18 protein-coding genes are annotated in these 19,193 nt (G+C 68.9%); 16 read left to right on the top strand and 2 right to left on the bottom strand.

The window, feature by feature from the left end:
- The first annotated feature begins 3 nt into the window (after window positions 1-3).
- The 16 genes from RR42_RS31245 to RR42_RS31165 all read left to right on the top strand — a co-directional run bounded on the left by RR42_RS31245 (window position 4) and on the right by RR42_RS31165 (window position 15,652).
- On the top strand, window positions 4-552 hold the full coding sequence (locus RR42_RS31245) for a membrane protein (protein WP_043355718.1): 549 nt from the start codon (window positions 4-6) through the stop codon (window positions 550-552).
- A complete protein-coding gene (locus tag RR42_RS31240; protein ID WP_043355717.1) occupies window positions 545-2,263 on the top strand; it encodes an AMP-binding protein in 1,719 nt (572 codons plus the stop codon). The genes RR42_RS31245 and RR42_RS31240 overlap by 8 nt, the downstream gene beginning before the upstream one ends.
- Window positions 2,256-2,999: a glycosyltransferase family 2 protein gene (locus RR42_RS31235; protein ID WP_043355715.1), complete on the top strand. Its 744-nt coding sequence runs from the start codon at window positions 2,256-2,258 to the stop codon at window positions 2,997-2,999. Before RR42_RS31240 ends, RR42_RS31235 begins: the two co-directional genes overlap by 8 nt.
- A complete protein-coding gene (locus tag RR42_RS31230) occupies window positions 2,996-4,012 on the top strand; it encodes an acyltransferase (RefSeq protein WP_052495294.1) in 1,017 nt (338 codons plus the stop codon). The genes RR42_RS31235 and RR42_RS31230 overlap by 4 nt, the downstream gene beginning before the upstream one ends.
- Before the next feature lie 31 nt (window positions 4,013-4,043).
- Complete coding sequence (locus RR42_RS31225; RefSeq protein WP_043355712.1) at window positions 4,044-4,493, top strand: acyl-CoA thioesterase; 450 nt, start codon at window positions 4,044-4,046, stop codon at window positions 4,491-4,493.
- Window positions 4,490-5,116, top strand: a complete 627-nt coding sequence (locus tag RR42_RS31220; protein ID WP_043355709.1) for a LolA family protein — start codon at window positions 4,490-4,492, stop codon at window positions 5,114-5,116. Before RR42_RS31225 ends, RR42_RS31220 begins: the two co-directional genes overlap by 4 nt.
- On the top strand, window positions 5,109-7,508 hold the full coding sequence (locus RR42_RS31215; RefSeq protein ID WP_236702085.1) for an MMPL family transporter: 2,400 nt from the start codon (window positions 5,109-5,111) through the stop codon (window positions 7,506-7,508). Before RR42_RS31220 ends, RR42_RS31215 begins: the two co-directional genes overlap by 8 nt.
- A 90-nt stretch (window positions 7,509-7,598) precedes the next feature.
- Window positions 7,599-8,828, top strand: coding sequence for an NAD(P)/FAD-dependent oxidoreductase (locus RR42_RS31210; protein WP_043355707.1), 1,230 nt, complete (start codon window positions 7,599-7,601; stop codon window positions 8,826-8,828).
- Window positions 8,816-9,475 (top strand): DUF3261 domain-containing protein, encoded by a 660-nt coding sequence (locus RR42_RS31205; RefSeq protein ID WP_236702084.1) that lies wholly within the window; start codon window positions 8,816-8,818, stop codon window positions 9,473-9,475. Before RR42_RS31210 ends, RR42_RS31205 begins: the two co-directional genes overlap by 13 nt.
- Window positions 9,472-10,653, top strand: a complete 1,182-nt coding sequence (locus RR42_RS31200) for a beta-ketoacyl-ACP synthase (protein ID WP_043355703.1) — start codon at window positions 9,472-9,474, stop codon at window positions 10,651-10,653. Before RR42_RS31205 ends, RR42_RS31200 begins: the two co-directional genes overlap by 4 nt.
- Before the next feature lie 2 nt (window positions 10,654-10,655).
- Window positions 10,656-11,126 carry a hotdog family protein gene (locus RR42_RS31195; RefSeq protein ID WP_043355700.1) on the top strand — a complete coding sequence of 157 codons (471 nt, stop codon included), beginning with the start codon at window positions 10,656-10,658 and terminating at the stop codon, window positions 11,124-11,126.
- A complete protein-coding gene (gene fabG / locus RR42_RS31190) occupies window positions 11,123-11,854 on the top strand; it encodes a 3-oxoacyl-ACP reductase FabG (RefSeq protein WP_043355697.1) in 732 nt (243 codons plus the stop codon). The genes RR42_RS31195 and fabG overlap by 4 nt, the downstream gene beginning before the upstream one ends.
- The gene (locus RR42_RS31185; RefSeq protein WP_043355695.1) at window positions 11,851-13,077 is read left to right on the top strand and encodes a beta-ketoacyl-ACP synthase; all 1,227 of its coding nucleotides are present in this window, start codon (window positions 11,851-11,853) and stop codon (window positions 13,075-13,077) included. Before fabG ends, RR42_RS31185 begins: the two co-directional genes overlap by 4 nt.
- A 91-nt stretch (window positions 13,078-13,168) precedes the next feature.
- Window positions 13,169-13,621, top strand: coding sequence for a hypothetical protein (locus RR42_RS31180; RefSeq protein ID WP_043355692.1), 453 nt, complete (start codon window positions 13,169-13,171; stop codon window positions 13,619-13,621).
- A gap of 21 nt (window positions 13,622-13,642) precedes the next feature.
- The gene (locus tag RR42_RS37985; protein ID WP_052495098.1) at window positions 13,643-14,341 is read left to right on the top strand and encodes a 4'-phosphopantetheinyl transferase family protein; all 699 of its coding nucleotides are present in this window, start codon (window positions 13,643-13,645) and stop codon (window positions 14,339-14,341) included.
- A 201-nt stretch (window positions 14,342-14,542) separates the two neighbouring features.
- On the top strand, window positions 14,543-15,652 hold the full coding sequence (locus RR42_RS31165; RefSeq protein WP_043355690.1) for an aromatic ring-hydroxylating oxygenase subunit alpha: 1,110 nt from the start codon (window positions 14,543-14,545) through the stop codon (window positions 15,650-15,652).
- A gap of 18 nt (window positions 15,653-15,670) precedes the next feature.
- Here the strand turns inward: RR42_RS31165 and RR42_RS31160 are convergent, their stop codons facing one another.
- Both RR42_RS31160 and RR42_RS31155 read right to left on the bottom strand, forming a co-directional pair.
- Window positions 15,671-16,426, bottom strand: a complete 756-nt coding sequence (locus tag RR42_RS31160; protein ID WP_043358260.1) for an IclR family transcriptional regulator — start codon at window positions 16,424-16,426, stop codon at window positions 15,671-15,673.
- 130 nt (window positions 16,427-16,556) lie between these two features.
- Window positions 16,557-19,043 (bottom strand): TonB-dependent siderophore receptor, encoded by a 2,487-nt coding sequence (locus tag RR42_RS31155; RefSeq protein ID WP_043358259.1) that lies wholly within the window; start codon window positions 19,041-19,043, stop codon window positions 16,557-16,559.
- Window positions 19,044-19,193 lie beyond the last annotated feature (150 nt).

Below are 19,193 nucleotides of genomic sequence, written 5' to 3'. Positions count from 1 at the left end.
CGCATGCCCGTGCGCAAATTGCTGCTCGGCGTGCTGACGCTGTGCTATCCGGTGGCGATCTACTTCGGCCTGCAGCATTGGTCGCCGCGCGTGATGGCGCTGGCGCTGGTGGCACTGGCGCTGCTGCGCGCCCTGACCAGCCGCCAGGCCGGCTGGCGCCTGCTTGCCGTGGCCGCCGCCGTGCTGGCCGCGATCGTGGCCGCGTCCAACCACGCGCTGCCCCTCAAGCTGTACCCCGTGCTGGTCAATGCCGCGATGCTGGGCTTGTTTGGCTGGAGCCTGCGGCACCCGCCCAGCCTGGTGGAGCGGCTGGCGCGGCTGCGCGAGCCGGACCTGCCGCCCTCGGGCGTGGCGTACACGCGCCGCGTGACGCAAGCCTGGTGCGTGTTCTTCGTGTGCAACGGCACGGTAGCCGCGCTGACCGCCGTGCTGGCCAGCGACCGCATCTGGGCGCTTTACAACGGCGGCATCGCCTACGGCTTGATCGGCGCCATGTTCGCCGGCGAATGGCTTGTGCGCCAGCGTGTAATGGCAAGGGGGCGGCATGGCTGAGTGGCTGGGCGTAAGCGGGTTGATGGCAGCGCTGGCCCGGCGCTCGCACGTGGTCGCGCATGGCGCGGCCGGCGTGACCACCGCACCGGAGTTCGTGCGGCGCGTGGCCGCCTGGCGGCAAGCGTTTACCGCGGCACCGGGCAAGTCCTGGGCGCTCTACATCGAATCGACCACCGAGTTCGCGGCGGCGCTGTTTGGCGCGTGGCACGCGGGCAAGCACGTGGTGCTGCCCGGCGACACGCGCGCCGAAACGCTGGCGGCATTGCGCGAGCGCGCCGACGGCTGCGCCGGGGAGTTGCCCGATGGCCTCTGGCCGCAAGCATGGGTCGAGCCGGCCGACAGCATGGACTGGCCTGCGCTGGCCTCACGCGACACGCTGGTGACGATGTTTACCTCGGGTTCCACCGGCGCGCCCGGCGCCATCGTCAAGCACCTGTCGCAGCTCGACGCGGAAGTGCAGGCGCTGCAAGAAGCGTTCGGCGCGGCGCTGCCGGCGCAGGTGAGGGTGCTGGCAACGGTGTCGCACCAGCACATCTACGGCCTGCTGTTTTGCGTGTTGTGGCCGCTTGCCGCGGCGCGTGCCATGCCGGCGGACCGTCTCTCTTTCCATGAGGAAATCGTGCGCGCGTGCGGCGATGCACCCGCGCTGCTGGTCACCAGCCCGGCACACCTGCGGCGCATGCCGCAGGCGCTCGACTGGTCTGCCGCCCGCGGCGTGCTGCGCACCGTGTTCTCGTCGGGCGGGCCCTTGCCGCCGGAGGCCGCGGCCGATGCGCTGCGCCATCTGGGACAAGCGCCCATCGAAGTGTTTGGCAGTTCGGAAACCGGCGGCATCGCCTGGCGGCAGCGTGCCCGCCACGAAGACCGCTGGACTCCGCTGCCGGGCGTGCAATGGCGCTTGCAGGACGGCTTCCTGGCGGTGTGCTCCGCGCACCTTCCGGACGACGGCTGGTTTCAGTGCGCGGACCATGTGCTGCCCGCCGCGGATGGCGGCTTCACCCTGGCGGGCCGCGCCGACCGCATCGTCAAGATCGAGGAAAAGCGCGTATCGCTGACCCAGGTCGAGCAGGCGCTGGCCGCGTCGCCGCTGGTGCGCGAGGCGCGCGTTGTGCTGCTGGAGCTGGATGTCGGCACGCGCCTTGGCGCCGTGGTGGTGCCCAGCGAGAGCGGCGCGGCCATGCTGGCCGGGCAAGGCCGCGCGGCCCTGCTTGCCGCGCTGCGCGCCCGCCTTGGTGATGCCGTGGACGCGGTGGCGTTGCCGCGGCGCTGGAGCTTTGCCGAGGCGCTGCCCTGCAACGCGCAGGGCAAGACTACGCAAGCCATGCTGCGCGACGTGTTCCGCCGCGTGCTGCCGGCCGTGCGCTGGCAGGCCGCACACGCCGCACAGGACGCGCTGTCCGCCGCCGCCGAGCTGGAGGTCTGCGAGGACCTGGCCGTGTTCGACGGGCATTTCCCGGGCAGCCCCATCGTGCCGGGCGTGGCCCAGGTCGATTGGGTGATGGCGCTGGCGCCAGAGCGCCTGCCAGTGCCGCCGCGCGCGCGCTTTCGCCGCATCGAGATACTCAAGTTCCAGGCTGTGATCACGCCCGGCACCCTGGTGCACATGACGCTGGCCTGGCAGCCCGAGCGCAGCGCGCTGGCCTTTCGCCTGAGTTCGGCGCGCGGCCCGCACGCCAGCGGGCGCATCATTTTTGGAGAGGCGGATGTTTAAGCCCGTGGCGCTCGTCCCGGTCTACGACCACGAACGTGCCATCGGCGCGATGGTGCAAGCCATTCTCGCGCACCCGTTGCCGTGCCTGCTGGTGGACGACGGCAGCAACCCGGCCTGCGAGCGTGTGCTGCGCGAGCTTGCCGCAAGCCATGCCGACCGGGTCCACCTGATCCGCCTGCCGCAGAACCAGGGCAAGGGCGGGGCCATCATGGCGGGCTTCGAGCAGGCCGCGCGCATGGGATTTACCCATGCGCTGCAGATCGACGCCGACGGGCAGCATGATGCCGGCTGCATCCCCCAGTTCCTGGCCCTGGCGCAAGCCAGCCCGCACGCCATGATCTGCGGCTGCCCGGTCTACGACGAGTCGGTGCCGCGCGTGCGGCTGCTGGCGCGCTACCTGACCCACGTCTGGGTCTGGATCAACACGTTGTCGTTCGCCGTGCGCGATTCGATGTGCGGCCTGCGCGTCTATCCTCTCGGGCACGTGCTTCCGCTGGTGCGCCAGGTGAAGCTGGGCCGGCGCATGCAGTTCGATACCGAGGTGCTGGTGCATCTGGTCTGGCGCGGCGTGCGCATCGTCAACGTACCCACGCGCGTGACGTATCCCACCGACGGCGTCTCCCATTTCCAGGTCTGGCGCGACAATGTGCTGATCTCGTCCATGCATACGCGGCTCTTCTTCGGCATGCTCAAGCGCTTGCCGGTACTGCTGTGGCGCAAGGTGCGGCCGGCATGAGCGCACCCCAAGCCACCCAAGCGGCGCAACCCGGGCGCATGGCCCGTCACTGGAGCCAGATCCGCGAATCCACTTGCGTATGGGGCGTGTGGAGCCTGTACTGGCTGTATCGCCTGTGCGGCCGCGTGCTGTTCCGCGTGGTGCTGTACCCGGTGGTGACCTACTACTGGCTTGCCAAGCCGCTGGCGCGCCGTGCGTCGCTTGACTATCTGCGCCGCATCCAGGCCGCCACGGGCGCGGTTGGCCCGGCGGGCATGGTGCCGGGGCTGCGCCATAGCCTGCGCCACCTGTTCTCGTTTGCCGACACGTTGCTAGACAAGCTGCTGGCCATCGGCGGCGGCTATCGCTACGGCGCGGTGCGGCGCGAAGGCGCCGAGGTGATGCTGGCGCAGATCGCCAGCGGGCAGGGCGGCATCATCGTGACCGCCCACATGGGCTGCCTGGAGCTGTGCCGGGTGCTGGCCAACCAGCGCGCCGGCCTGCGCCTGACGGTGCTGGTGCATACCGCGCACGCGGCGCAGTTCAACCGCATCCTGTCGCGGCTGGACCCGCGCTCGGGACTGCAGCTGTTCCAGGTCGACGATATCTCGCCGGCCACCGCCTTGCAGCTGGCCGAGAAGGTCCGCGCGGGCGAGTTCGTGGCCATTGCCGGCGACCGCGTCCCGGTGCATGGCGGCCGCGCCGTGACGGTGCCGTTCCTGGGCGCGCCCGCGCGCTTTCCCGTGGGGCCCTATGTGCTGGCGGCGCTGCTGGAATGCCCGCTGTTCGCCATGGGCTGCGTGCGTTCGGGCGACGGCCATCTGCTGCGCTTTACCGAGCTGGCCCGTGCAGTGCGCCTGCCGCGCGCGCGGCGCGACGCGATCCTGACCGAGCATGCGGCCGGCTATGCGCAATGGCTGTCGCAACTGCTGGTGGAGTCGCCCTACGACTGGTTCAACTTCTACGATTTCTGGGGGCAGGGCGGCGCCGTGCCGGACGCAGCGCGCGCCAGCGCCGCGCCCATCGAGAGCTGACCTCAATCCGGATATCGCGATACCCAATCTTATGCCCCAAGCCTCCCTGGACTTCAGCTTTGAGATCACGCTCAGCGCGGCCTTCCACGACCTCGACCCGATGAACGTGGTCTGGCATGGCAACTACGTGCGCTATTTCGAGCAGGCGCGCTGCGCGCTGCTGGCGCGCTACCACTACGACTACCCCGCCATGCGGGACTCGGGCTATGCGTGGCCGGTGGTGGACATGCGCGTCAAGTATGTCGGGCCGCTTACCTACGGCCAGTCATTCATCGTGCGCGCCACCATCGTCGAGTGGGAGAACCGGCTCAAGATCGAGTATGTGGTCCGCGATGCCGCCAGCGGCCGGCGCCTGACCAAGGGCTACACCATCCAGGTGGCGGTGGACATGGCCAGTGGCGAGATGCAGTACGTCTGCCCGCCGGTCCTGCTGGCGTGCCTTGGCTTGCAAGACGGGGCGCAGCCGGAGCGCCAGGCATGATGCGCCGCCGCCTGTTGCTGGTGCTGTGCTGCGCCGTGCTGGCTGGCCCTGGCCTTGCCGTCGCGGCCGCGCCGGATTTGCTGGCCTCGGTGGCTGCGCGCCTGTCCGATGCCCCGGTCATCCACGGACGCTTCGAGCAGACGCGCCGCCTGTCCGGCTTTGCCAATCCGCTGGTCTCGCGCGGTGACTTCGTGCTCGCGCGCGAGCGCGGCGTGGTGTGGAGCACCCGTGAGCCGTTTGCGTCCAGCCTGCTGGTCACGCCGGACCGGCTGGTCATGCGCGGTGCCGATGGCCGCGTGCAGCAACAGTTGCAGGCAGACGCCCAGCCCGCCATGCGGGTCGTGGGCGAATCGGTGATTGCCGTGCTGCGCGGCGACCTGCGCGCGTTGTCCACACGTTTCGAGGTGGCCGGCCAGCTGGTTGGCAAGAGCGGCTGGACCCTGACGCTGACGCCGACCGACGCCGGCATGCGGCGCGTATTCAGCCGCATCGAGCTGGCCGGGGACCGCTTTGTGCGCAACGTGCGCCTGGAAGAAGGCAGCGGCGACAGCACCACCGTCAAGCTGATCGACCCGAGTGCGGCCGGCAAGCTTGGCGCGGACGAGGAGAAGCGCTTTGAGTAAGGCGGCAAAGGTGGCGAAGGCCGCAAAGGCCGCCCCGGCCACCGGCAAGCCCGCGCACGGGCTCAGCACCCTGGAGCGGGTGCTGGCCGTGGCGTGGCTGCTGCTGGTGATCGCGCTGACGGTGCATCAGTTGCAGTTCTGGCGCGCCTCGCGGCTCGACACCGATGTGATGGCCTTGTTGCCCACCAGCCAGCGCACCGCCACCGCCGACCGCGTGCTGCGCCGGCTGGCCGATGGCGTCTCGCGCGAGATCGTGGTGCTGGTCGGCGCGCCCGACTGGGCCCGCGCCCGCGCCGCCGCCGACCGCTTCAGCGCGGCTGCGAAACCGAAAGCAAGCTTGCTGCAGCCGGTGGACCGCATCGCCAGTTTCGACCTCGACGCGGCGCTAGCCTTCTACCGGCCTTACCGCGACCGCCTGCTTACCGACAGCCAGCGCGCCATGCTGCGCCAGGCGGATCCCGATGCACTGTCCCAACAGGCGCTGACCCGGCTCTACCAGCTTTCCACTGGCCCGCGCCTGACCGACTGGGCAGCCGACCCGATCGGGCTCTGGCAGGACTGGTGGCTGTCGCGCGCGGCGATTACGCGCGTGCATGAGCGTGATGGCCGCGCAGCGCTCAGCGCCGAGGGCAAGGAGTGGGTGCTGCTGACGTATCGCATCACCAAGCCTGCGTTCTCGGTGAGCGGAAATACGGACTACGGCGACGTGCTGCAGCTGGGCGAGCGCGCCGCCGCGCAGGGCGATGACGGCGTCCACGTGGTGGCCGCCGGCATTCCCTTGCACGCGGAAGCCGCCGCATCCCAGGCCAACCTGGAGATGAACGTGATCGGCTGGGGCTCGCTGGCGGCGGTCTTGCTGCTGGTCTGGCTGGCCTTCCGTTCGCTGCGCCCGATCATCCTGGTGGGGCTGTCGCTGCTGATCGGCACGGCTGCCGCGGTGTCGGCCACCGCGCTGGTCTTTGACCGCGTCCACCTGATCACGCTGGTGTTCGGGGCCAGCCTGGTGGGCGTGGCCGAGGACTTCGGCATTCACTATTTCGTGTCGCGCCAGGCCAGCCCTGGCGTGTCGCCGCCGCAGGTGATGCGCCGGCTGCTGCCGGGCATGGCGCTGGCGCTGTCGACCAGCGTGGTGGCCTACCTGGCGCTGGGCATCGCGCCGTTCCCGGGGCTGCGGCAAATGGCGCTGTTCTCGGCCGTGGGACTGGTGGCGGCTTTCCTGACCGTGGTGTTCTGGTTCCCGCTGCTCGACCGCGGCCAGCTGCGCCAGACGCGCCTGTCGAGCTGGCTGACCGCCAGCCTGGCGCGCTGGCCGCGCGTGGGCATGGATCGCGCTTCGATGCTGCTGCTGGGCGCCCTGGCCTTGTTCATCGCACCGGGGCTGTGGCAGGTCAGGGTGGCGGATGACGTGCGCCAGCTGCAAAGCTCGCCGCCGGCGCTGATCGAGGCGCAGCGCACCGCCGGGCGCTTGCTGGGCACGCCGAGCCCCGCCCAGTTCCTGCTGGTGCGCGGCGACTCGCCGGACCAGGTGCTGGCGCGCGAGGAAGCGGTCAAGGCGGCGCTGGCGGGCGTGGTGGCGCGCGGCGAGCTGGAGGGCTTCCTGGCCATCTCCGATTGGGTGCCATCGGCGTCCCGCCAGCATGCCGATGCCACGCTGACGCACGGCCTGGAGGCCGCCGTGCGCGAGCGCGTGGCGCGCGCGGTGGGCGGCGCCGTGGGTGCGCCCAATGCCGCCGCGCCGGACCGTGTGCTGACGTTGCCGGCGTGGCTGGCGAACCCGGTTTCCGAGACGTTGCGCCACCTTTGGCTGGATCGCGAGGGTCAGGGCTACGCCAGCGTCATGCTGCTGCGCGGGCTGGACAAGCCCGCCACCATTGCGCTGATCGAGGCGGCGGCGGCCAAGGTGCAGGGCGTCGAGTGGGTGGACCGCGTGGCCGACCTGTCCTCGCTGCTCAAGCATTACCGCGTGCTGATGACCTGGCTGCTGGGTGCCGGCGCGCTGGGCGTGGCGCTGTTGCTGGCATGGCGCTATGGCAGGGCCTCGTGGCGGGCGCTGGTGCCGACCTTGCTGGCGGCGGTATTCAGCGTGGCGCTGCTGGGCTGGCTGCATGTGCCGCTGCAACTGTTCTCCGTGCTTGCGCTGGCGTTGCTGCTTGGCGTGGGCGTGGACTACGGCATCTTCCTGCTGGAGCATCCCGGCGACGGCGAGTCATGGACGGCGATCGTGCTTGGCGCGGCCAGTACGCTGCTGGCCTTTGGCCTGCTGGCGTTGTCGTCCACGCCTGCGCTGCATGCCTTTGGCATGACCATGCTGTCGGGCGTGGGGGCGGTATGGGTGCTGTCGCCATGGTTCCGGCCGCACGCGCCGCACGTGCCGCATGGGCATACGCACTAGTTGCATGTTGAAGTAGCAGCAAGACAGGTAGCAAGACAGATAGCAAGACAAATAAAACCAACAAGATCAACGAGTCAAACAGGGTTGCAAATGAATACCGAACAGGTGGATGTCCTTATCATCGGCGCCGGCCCGGCGGGCTCCGTGGCGGCGGGCCTTTTGCGCAAGCGCGGCATTGATGTGCTGGTGCTCGAGAAAGAGACCTTCCCGCGCTTCTCGATCGGGGAAAGCCTGCTGCCGCAGAGCATGGCCTACATCGAAGAGGCGGGCATGCTGCAGGCGGTGGTCGAAGCCGGCTTCCAGTACAAGAACGGCGCTGCCTTCGTGCGTGGCGACCGCTATACGGATTTCGATTTCCGCGACAAATTCTCCGCCGGCTGGGGCACCACCTACCAGGTCCAGCGCGCGCGCTTTGACGACGTGCTGATCCGCGAGGCGCAGAAGCAGGGCGCCGAGGTCCGTTTCAAGCACCAGGTGAGCGCGGTCGACCTGGAGGGCGAGCAGCCTTGCGTCACCGTGCGCGACCCGGATGGCAAGGTGTACCAGGTGCGCGCGCGCTTCTTGCTGGATGCCTCGGGTTTCGGTCGCGTGCTGCCGCGCCTGCTGGACCTGGAGTCGCCGTCGAACTTCCCCGTGCGCAGCGCCATCTTCACCCACGTGGAAGACCGCATCCCGCTGGGCACCTTCGATCGCAACAAGATCCGCGTCAGCGTGCATCCGGAGCATGTCGATGTCTGGTACTGGACCATTCCGTTCTCGGACGGCCGCTGCTCGCAGGGCGTGGTGGCGGAAAAGCGCTTCCTCGACCAGTACACAGGGACCGAGACCGAGCGGCTGCGGGCGCTGGTGGGCGAGGAGCCCGGCCTTGCCAAGCTGCTGGCCAACGCCGACTGGGACACCCCGGCCCGGCAGATCGCCGGTTACTCGGCCAACGTGAAGTCGCTGTGGGGCAAGGGCTATGCGTTGCTGGGCAATGCGGGCGAATTCCTCGACCCGGTGTTCTCGTCCGGCGTCACCATTGCCTTCAAGTCCGCCAGCCTGGCCACGGCCTGCCTGGCGCGCCAGTTGAATGGCGAGACGGTGGACTGGCAGGCCGACTACGGCCGCCCGCTCAAGGACGGCGTGGATTGCTTCCGCACCTTTGTGCAAGCGTGGTACGAAGGCAGCTTCCAGAAGCTGATTTTCCATCCCAATGCCACGCCGGAAATCCGCCGCATGATCTCGGCCATCCTGGCGGGCTATGCCTGGGACCGCACCAACCCGTTCGTCACCGAGTCGCGGCGCCGCCTTGGCGTGCTGGAGCAGCTTTGCGAAGCCTGATCGCCAGGCATCACTGCATTGGCGCCGCGCTGGCGCGGATGCTGCTGGGTGTTGCCGCGTGTGCGTTGCTGCTGGCGGGCTGTGCCGGCCCGGGCGCGGGGCCGGCGGCGGGTTCCGCTGCGCCGCCTGCCGCGCCCGCCTTGCCTGCCGAGCAGCAGCCCGTGCCGTTGCTGCGCCTGCCGCCGGCATCGCTGGGCCGCGAGCTGGCGCTGCAGCAGCAGATCACCGTGGTGTACCGCACCCCGCGCGGGGAGGAGCGCCGCGAGATCCAGGCCCTGCTGGAAGCCGACGCCACCCACACGCGGCTGGCCGCGCTGGCTGGCGGGCAGGTGCTGGCGCGGCTGGACTGGGATGGGCAGGACCTGCGCGTGGTGCGCTCGCCCTGGGCGCCGGCCGAGCTGGTGCCGGAGCGTATCCTGAGTGAAATGCAGTTGTCGTTGTGGCCGGTCGGGGCGATTGCCGCGGCCTTGCCGGCGGGCTGGCGCCTGGAGGTCGAGGCCGGCCTGCGCGTGCTGCGCGAGGGTGGCGAGGTGGTGGCGCAGGTGCGCTATCCGGACCCGCAAACGATCGAGTTCGAGCAATACCGCGATGGCTATCGGCTGACCATCCGCACCCTGCCGCCGGCAGGGCAAGGAGGGACGAAATGAATGTCTTTATTAACGCACTGGGCGTGACCTGCGCGCTGGGCGACGGCGCCGATGCCGTGCGCGCGGCGCTCTGGCGCGGCGACGCCCCGCAGGGCGGCGAGGTGACCGAGCTGTACAGCCCGGGCCGCCCGCTGCAGCTCGGCACGGTCAACACCGCGCTCAGCCTGCCGGACGACACGCCACGGGTGCACCGTACCCGCAACAATGCGCTGCTGTATCACGCGGCGCTCCAGTTCATGCCGCAGGCGCAGGCCGCCATCGCCCGGGTTGGCCCGGCGCGGGTGGCCGTGGTGCTGGGCACCAGTACCTCCGGCATTGCCGAGGGCGGCGTGGCCGTGCGCGCGCGCGCCGCCACCGGCGCGTGGCCGGAGGGTTTCCACTACGGGCAGCAGGAGCTGGGCTCGCCGGCGCAGTTCCTGGCTGGCGTGCTGGGCGTGACCGGCGTGGCCTACACGCTGTCCACCGCCTGCTCGTCGAGCGCCAAGGCGCTGGCGGCTGCCGCGCGCCTGCTGCGCAGCGGCATGGCGGACGTGGTGATCGCGGGTGGAGCGGACACCCTGTGCTCCTTCACCGTCGCCGGCTTCAGCGCGCTGGATTCCGTCTCGGCGTCGCGCTGCAACCCGCTGTCGGCCAACCGTTGCGGCATCAACCTGGGTGAAGGCGCTGGCTTGTTCCTGCTGTCCGCGGAACCGGGACCGGTGCGCCTGGCCGGCTGTGGCGAGACCTCCGACGCGCATCACATGTCGGCGCCGGACCCCAGCGGCGCCGGTGCGCGGGCCGCCATGCTGCAGGCGCTGGAGCGCGCCGGGCTTGCGCCCGCGGACATCGATTACCTCAACCTGCACGGCACCGCCACGCCGCAGAACGACGCCATGGAAGCGCTGGCATGCGCCGCGGTGTTCGGCGCCGACCTGCCGCTTAGCTCGACCAAGCCGATGACCGGGCACGCGCTCGGCGCGGCCGGTGCCATTGAGGCCGCGCTGATGTGGCTGACGCTGGTCGACAACCCGCACGGCCGCCTGCCCCCGCACTGGTGGGACGGCGTGCCCGATCCGGCCTTGCCGGCGCTGCGCGTGGTGGCCCCCGGCGAAACGCTGGGCCGCGCGCCGCGCTACGTGATGAGCAATTCCTTCGCATTTGGCGGCAGCAATAGCGCCGTGATACTGGGAGCCGGCTGACCATGACCACGACGTCCCTTGCCGCGTTGCCGGCAATCGCCGAGGTGCTGCCGCACGCCGGCGGGATGCGCTTGCTGGATGAGCTCTTGCGCGCCGATGAGGAACACGCGGTGGCGCGCACCACGGTGCGCGCCACCCAGCTGTTTGTGGATGAGTCCGGCATGCCGGGCTGGGTCGGCATCGAGTACATGGCGCAGACCATTGCCGCCTGGGCCGGCGCGCAGGACTGGCGCGCCGGCCGGGCGCCTGGCATCGGCTTTCTGCTTGGCTCGCGGCGCTATGAATGCGATGTGCCCGCGTTCCCGGTGGGCAGCGTGCTGACCATACAAGTGCGCGCCGAGCTGGTCGGCGACAACGGGCTCGGCATGTTTGCCTGCTCGCTGTCGCTGGGCGAGCGCGAAGTGGCGCGCGCCAACGTTTCCGTTTTCCAGCCTGCCGACGCGCAGGCTTTCTTGCAAGGACAACAACCATGACGAACCGAACCGTGCTCGTCACAGGGTCTTCGCGCGGCATCGGCCGTGCCATCGCGCTGCGCATGGCGCGCGAGGGCTACGACGTGGTGGTGCATTGCCGCGCCCGGCGCGATGAAGCCGAATCGGTGGCCGACGCGATCCGCGCCCTGGGCCGCACCGCACGCGTGCTTTGTTTCGACGTCAGCCAGCGGGAGCTGGCCGCGGCCGCGCTGCTGGCCGATATCGAAGCTCATGGCTGCTACTACGGCGTGGTCTGCAACGCGGGCATCGCGCGCGATGCGGCGTTCCCGGCCATGACCGGGGCAGAGTGGGATGAGGTGATCCACACCAACCTGGACGCCTTCTACAACGTGCTCAACCCGGTGGTGATGCCCATGGTGCAGCGGCGCAAGCCGGGCCGTATCGTCACGCTGTCCTCGGTGTCGGGGCTGGTGGGCAACCGGGGCCAGACCAACTACAGCGCGGCCAAGGCCGGCGTGATCGGTGCGACCAAGGCGCTGGCCATCGAGCTGGCCAAGCGCGCCATTACCGTCAACTGCGTGGCGCCCGGCCTGATCGATACGGAAATGGTCGAGGAACACGTGCTGGAGGAAGCCTTGCGCATGATCCCGGCACGCCGCATGGGCACGCCGGACGAGGTGGCTGCGACCGTGGCGTTCCTGATGTCCGCCGATGCGGGCTATATCACCCGGCAGGTGATTTCGGTCAACGGGGGGATGTTCGGATGAAGCGAGTCGTCATTACCGGAGCCGGCGCAGTCTGCTCCCTGGGCAACGACTGGGCGAGCGTGCGCGAGCGCCTGGCCAGCGGCCGCAACGCGGTCGTGCAGATGCCGGAGTGGGCCGTCTACAAGGGCCTCAACACGCAGCTTGCAGCACCTGTGCCGCCGTTCACGCTGCCGGCGCATTACACCCGCAAGGTCACGCGCGCCATGGGCCGCGTGGCGGTGATGTCGGTGCTGGCCAGCGAGGCCGCCTTGCGCGATGCGGGGCTGCTTGGCGATCCGCTGGTCACCAGCGGCAAGCTTGGCATTGCCTACGGCTCGTCCACCGGCACGCCGTCGGCTGTGGCCGATTTTGGCCGCATGATGATAGATCGCACCACCGAGGACGTCAGCGCTACCACCTACATCCGCATGATGCCGCACACCACGGCGGTGAACATCGGCGTGTTCTTCGGCATTACCGGGCGCATCCTCACTACCTCCAGTGCCTGCACCTCGGGCAGCCAGGGCATCGGCTACGCTTACGAAACCATCCGCAGTGGCCGGCAGGTGGCCATGCTGGCGGGCGGCGCCGAGGAACTGGATCCCACCGAGGCCGCTGTGTTCGATACGCTGTTCGCCACCAGCACCTGCAACGATGCGCCGCATGGCACGCCGCGCCCGTTCGACAGCGAGCGCGACGGCTTGGTGCTGGGCGAGGGCGCTGGCACGCTGGTGCTGGAGGAACTGGAGCACGCGCTGGCGCGCGGCGCGCGCATCCTGGCCGAGATCGTCGGCTTTGGCACCAACAGCGATGGCGCCCACGTGACCCAGCCCAAGGCGGACACCATGGCGCAGGCCATGCGCCTGGCGCTGGAGGATGCCGGCCTGCCGGCCTCGGCGATTGGCTACGTCAATGCCCATGGCACTGCCACCGACCAGGGCGATATCGCCGAGTCACATGCCACCCGCGAGGTGCTGGGCGACGCGGTGCCGGTAAGTTCGCTGAAGAGTTATATGGGTCATACGCTAGGCGCCTGCGGCGCGCTCGAGGCGTGGATGACGGTCGAGATGATGCGCGACGGCTGGTTTGCGCCCACCATCAACCTGGCCAACCCCGACCCGCGCTGTGCGTCGCTCGACTACATCATGGGCGAGGGCAGGCGGCTCGACATCGATCATGCGATGAGCAACAATTTTGCCTTTGGCGGCATCAACACGTCGCTGGTGTTCCGCCGCTGGCGTTGATCTGCCGGTACTACCGTGCATTTTCCTCATCAACAAAATAAACAACACCAACAACACCAACAACACCAACAACACCAAGAAAGGAAGGTCAATGAAGCACGCTCTCTCCATCCTGGCCGCAACCGCCTCGGCCGCCATGCTGTTGTCCACACCCGCAGCGGCGCGCGATACCAAGTACATGCTGCCGTTCCAGGAAGTGCTGGACATGTCGGAAGCACAGGAAAAGCTCGATGGCTCGGTCAAGTTCTTCCTGGCGGGGCAGAAGACGCCCAAGGTCCTGGAGACCAAGGAGAGCGATGTGTCCAACCGCAAGACCAACAGCTTCGGCAAGAGCGATGAAGAAGCCTGCCGCTGGGCCGCGCTGTCCGCGCTGATCGCGCTCCAGGACAAGGCCAAGACCTTCGGCGCCAATGCCGTGGTCGATGTGGTGAGCTATTACAAGAAAGACTCGGTCGCCAGCCCGACCGAGTACGAATGCCACGCCGGCGCCGTGGTGGCCGGTGTTGCGCTCAAGGGCACGTACGCCAAGGTGGCGGGCAAGTAAGGCCGCGCGCCCCCCCCCGCCATGCCGGCCGCCCGGATCCACGTTCGCGTTGCGTCGGTAGCTGGCCTGGCGGGACAGGTTCCGCCTGCCAGGCAATGGCTGGGCGCGGACGAAGCGCGGCGCCTGGACGCCCTGCAGGCCGGCCAGCGCGCCGCGCAGTTCGTGGCTGGCCGCTGGATTGCGCGCCAATTGCTGGCGCAAGCTTACGGCGGCGGCTGGCGGGACTGGACGCTGAGCGCCGCGCCGGACAGCCCGCCACAGGCCATTGGGCCTGCATCCGCTTTTCTCTCCCTCTCCCATTGCGGCGACCACGTCGCCTGTGCCGTCGGGCTGGAGCCGCTCGGCCTGGACATCGAGCGCGTGCTGCCGCGCAAGGGGCTGGATGCACTGGTGCTCGCGGTCAGCAGCGATGCCGAGCGCGCCGCCTTGCCGGCATTGCGCCCGGGCGGCGATCCGGCGGCGCAGCGCGAGGCCTTCTTCCAGCTCTGGACCCTGAAGGAAGCCTGGCTCAAGCGCGGCGGCGGGAGCCTGTTCCAGACCATGCTCGGACAAGCGGTAGCGGTGTCGCCGGCGGCAACCCCGGCCAGCGCCAATGCTTGCACCTGGCGCCACGGCGATGCCGTCCTGGCGATCCACGCCACGCCCCCCCTGTCGTTGCCGGATACCGCCCCCGCGAGCCTGCGCTACTGGTGCCTGGCGCCAGCGTCGGATGCGTCCTGAGTATCACGTCATCGCGGGCGCGATCCACGCCACTGCCGGTACGTTCGGCCTGTGTCGGGGTAAGCCCGGGTGCCCGCCATTACCCTGCGGCGCGTAACACATCGCTCGGCACGCCTTCGGTTAGACTTAGTCCTTGGTTTCGCCCCTCCCGCCCATGCAGTCGGCTAATCGAGATACCAGTCTTGCAAGGAGAAGTCCCCCATGCATGCAGTTCCGTTGCTGGATAGCAGTGCCAACGATAGCGATACCCCCGCTCCTGCCGAAGTCCCGCTGCGCGACCTGCGCCGCGTCACCATTCACCCCGATCACTGGTATCCGCTGGCCTGGTCGCGCGAAGTCAAGCGCGGCAAGGCGCATGGCGTGCGCTTTGCCGGCGAGCCGATCGTGCTGGTGCGCACGGCGTCCGGCGCGGTGTTCGCGCTCGAGGATCGGTGCGCGCACCGGCAGGTGCCGTTGCATGCGGGCGTGGTCGATGGCGAGTCGATCCGTTGCTGCTATCACGGCTGGACCTATGACTGCACCGGCCGCTGCATCGACGTGCCCTACCTGGGCCGCGAGCGCCTGCCCAACGGCGTGCGCTCCTACCCTTGCCGCGAGGTGGAAGGGCTGATCTTCGTGTTTCCCGGCAGCGCGGTGCTGGCCGACGAAACCCCGTTGCCCAGCCTGGGCTCGGTGGCCAACAAGGCCTACAAGACGCGGCGTTTTGGCCGCGAGGTGAAATGCCATTACTCGTTCATGCACGAGAACCTGATGGACATGAACCATCAGTTCCTGCACCGGCGGCAGATGGGGCAGATGCGCGCCCGCTCGCTGGGCCGCCGGCGCGGCGATGGCTGGGTCGAGGTCGATTACACCTTCGCTCGCGAGCAAGGCAAGCAGCCGGTGGGCGAAGCGCTGGTGTTCGGCGGTGGCAACAAGGGCAGCAAGGGTGGGCAAGGCGGCAAGGACGTGATGACGGTCCGTACCCTGTATCCCTACCAGACCCTGCAGATTCGTACTTCGGACGGCACGCTGGTGATGGACCTGTGGATCGTCTACGTGCCGCTCGACGCCGAGCAGCGCACCAACCGCACGTTCGGGCTGCTCTCGATCAAGAAGCCCGGCATTCCCGGCATACTGGATCTGGCCTGGCCGCTGCTGGTGTGGTTTACCGAGCGGATCTTCAAGGAGGACCGCTGGATCGTCGAGAGCGAGCAGGCGGCGCATGATGAGCAGGGCGCCGACTGGAACCAGGAGGTGTTCCCGGTCATCAACGAACTGCGCGACCTGCTGCGCGAGTGCGGCGTGCCGGAAGCACCCGCCGCGAATTGACGACGGCCATGCCGGTGGCTATTGCGAGAACCGGCTGCGCTCGTCGCGCTCGAGCGCGGAGCAGGCCGTCCTGAGGATGGCCGAGAAACGCGTCAGCGCGGGCTCGATGCGGTACGCCGGCCCGGCAATGGAAATCCCGTAGCACTCGCCCGACAGCCGCACCGGCCAGGCCAGCGCGCCAACATCGGGCAGCGACTCGCCCAGGTTGATGAAGCAGCCTTGCTCGGCGGACTTCTTCAGCTCGGCTTCGAGCTGCGCCGCGTTGGCTACCGTGCGTGGCGTGAAGCGCTCGAAGCTGAGCTGCGCGATCAGTGCGCTGCGCTCGTCCTCGGGCATGACGGACAGCAAGGCCTTGCCGATCGAGTTCGCATGGAGCTCGCGCCGCTCGCCCGCGGTGGCGATATAGCGGATCGCATGCGGGGATTCGAGTACGTCCAGGTACACCACCCACCGGCCTTCATGCAGCTTGCCGATCACCACGGTCTCGCCGGTGGCCGCGCGCAGCTCGTTCATGGTGCCGTGCACCCGGTCCAGCACCGGGTCGTGCCGCGCAATCTGCTGCGCCATGGCCAGCAGGCGGCCCGTGGGGTAATAGCCCTGGCGGCGGCCGGTCTCATACAGGTAACCCAGCGAGGTCAGGGTGCGGATCAGCGCCAGGCAGCTCGATGCCGGCACCGCCAGCAACCGGGCCAGCTCCGATAGCGACAGCGCACGCCGCTCGCGTGCGAAGGTTTCGATGATCTCGAGCACGCGCAACGCCGTCTTCACGTTCATCGGCGGCGCTTTGTTGTCGTTGGCGGTCATGAGTGGGTCAGGCCCGGATTGGCCGGAAGAGAAGCACTTATCATAGTCGATCGTCCCATGGCCCCCATGGCCGACCGCGCTGCCCGTCCGGCGCCGCGGCTCAATAGCTCACGTTCAGCCCGAGCCGGAAGCTGCGCGGCGTGCCGTAGAAGGCCGTGTTGGAAGTGGTGTGGTAGCGCTTGTCAAACAGGTTGTAGACGTTGAGCGTGGCCGAGATCTTCCTGGTGATGGGGTAGCGTGCCATCAGGTCCGCCACCGAGTAGCTGCCCTGCGTGGACCGCACACTCAGGGGGCCCGTGTTGTCGCTGTAGATCTGGCTCTGCCAGCGCAGGCCGCCGCCCACTGTCAGGCCGTTGCCAACGGCGGCAATGCGGTAGGTGGTAAACAGCTTGAACGTGTTCTGCGGGATATTGGTGTTGAGCGTAATGCCGTCCTTGTCCTGGGACAGGCTACGGGTGAAACTGACGGTGGCCTGCCAGTCGCGCGCCAGCTGGCCGGCGGCTTCCAGCTCGAAGCCGCGTGTCTTGGCGCCCGAGGCGCCGTAGTAGGCCTGCGAGCCGTCGGGCGCGAACGCGCCGGGAATCGCCACTGCCAGGTTGTCCTGCTTGACCCAGAAGAGCGCGCCGCTCACGTTGAGCTGGTTGTTGAAGAACGCGCCCTTGCCACCCACTTCATAGCCATTGCCGACCACCGGGTCGATGAAGCTGCCGCTCAGGGTGCGGTTGTTCTGCGGCTTGAAGATACTCGTATAGCTGGCGTAGGCAGACCAGTGCCTGGAGAGGTCATAGACCACGCCCACGTAGGGAGTGACCTTGCCATTCGCGGAGCGGTTGTCGACGGTGGTCGCGCCAGTGCTGTTGACCGAGTCGCGGGTGTCGGTGCTCCAGTTGGTGATGCGCGCGCCAAGCAGCACGGACAAGGCATCCGTCTGGCGCAGCCGGGCCGTGGCATACGCGGCCGTGGTTTGCTCGGCGTAGTTGTACCTGCCGACAGGCGGGTTCGGTGCGATGCCCGGCGTGCGGCCGTCCCAGGTGTAGATGTTGGCAATGCTGCCGTCCCAGCCATCGGGGCGCCAGAGCTGGTAGGTGGCGCTGTCGTAGGAGGTGCGCGCAAAGGTGGCGCCGAACACCATCTCATGCTCGCGGCCTAGCAGGCTGAAGGGCCCGGTGGCATAGAGGTCGACGCTGGTCTGCTCCGGCTTGCCGCCCCAGCGGCCGCCCCAGAGGGCCAGCCCGGCACCCGTGCTGCGGTCGGGAAAGCCGTTGCCCGCGTAGCCGAAGACCTCGTCGTAGCCGTAGGTGTCCTGGCTGACCGTGCCCTTGACGCGCCACGCGTTGTCGAAACGGTGCTCGAGCGATGCGAACAGGCTCTGGTTGCGCCGGTACGAGTAAGCCCAGTCGGCGGCGGACGATTTCGAGCGCGCCCAGTCCGTGCGTGTGCCGTCCGCGAAGTACAGGGGCAGGCCGGAGCGGGCGTGCCCTTGCAGATCGAAGCTCTGCAGCGAGAAGCCCAGGGCCGCCAGCGTGGAGGGGGTCAGGTCGGCCTCGACCACGCCGTAGACGATCTCGCGGCGCTCGTGCAGGCGTTCCACGCTGCTATTGTTTTCCTGGTAAGCGGCGACCACGCGGCCGCGCAGGGTGCCGGCCTCGTTGAACGGGGAGGAAACATCGACCCCGAAACGCCGATAGTCCCACGAGCCGCCTTCGACGCTGGCCGACGCCTGGAAGTCCCGCGTGGGTCGCTTGCGCACCAGGTTGATGGTGGCCCCGGGCGAGCCGATGCCGTTCATCAGGCCGGTGGCGCCGCGCACCACTTCCACGCGGTCGTAGATGGCCATGTCGCTGGTCTGGAACAAGTCGCCAAAGCCGCTGTTGAGCTGCAGCACGCCATCGAGCTGGTAGTTCTCCACGGCAAAGCCGCGCGCGTACGCGCTGCTGCTGTCGGAGCCCAGGTTGCCGCTCTGGTTGATGGTGAGGCCGGGGGTCCGGGTGATGACGTCGGTCAGCGCGTTCAAGCCCTGGTCGTCCATTTGCTGGCGGGTCATGACGCTGACCGACTGCGGCGTTTCGCGCAGGCTGATGCCCAGGCGGGTGGCGGTGCTGCTGGCATCGCTGGTGTAGGAGCCGCTGCCTTGCGTGATGCCGTCGCCCGGGCCGCTGGCCGTGACTTTGACCTCCGCCAGCATGGGGGCGCCATCCGGCGCAGGCGCGGCGGATGGCGCGCTGCGTTTGCGCAGGCGATAGCCGCCGCTGGGGCCGCTGACCGCCTCGAGTTGCTGGCCGGACAGCAGCTTGGCGAGCGCTTCGGCAACGGTGTAGATGCCGCGCAGGCCTTCGCTGCGCAGGCCTTGGGTGAGCTCCGGATCGATGGCGACCAGCACCCCCGCTTCGCGCCCAAAGCGCCCGAGCACCTGGTCCAGCGAGCCCGCGCCGATGTCGTATGCCTTGCTGCCGGCCGGGGCGGCCTGCGCCTGGGCGATGGCCGGCATCATCACTGTCGCGCCCAGCGCGCAGCCGAGCAGGGCGGCGCGTAGCGCCAGCACCAGCGGCGTGTGCCGGTAGCGGTCGCGAGGCTGTGACGAGGGCATGTTCCCTTGCCGGTTGGGGCAAGCGTTGGGGCGGTGCGCCATGGTGCGGATTCCTCCTGGTTCTCGTGTCATCGAATTGCTTTTGGCTGCATGGCGGCATGGCTGCTGCAGCGTTGCTAATTCACTTGATGCGCGAGAAACGGAAAGCTG

Origin of the sequence: Cupriavidus basilensis (assembly GCF_000832305.1) — a bacterium.
Taxonomy (GTDB): domain Bacteria; phylum Pseudomonadota; class Gammaproteobacteria; order Burkholderiales; family Burkholderiaceae; genus Cupriavidus; species Cupriavidus basilensis_F.
This window is presented reverse-complemented; position numbering and strand designations above follow the sequence as displayed.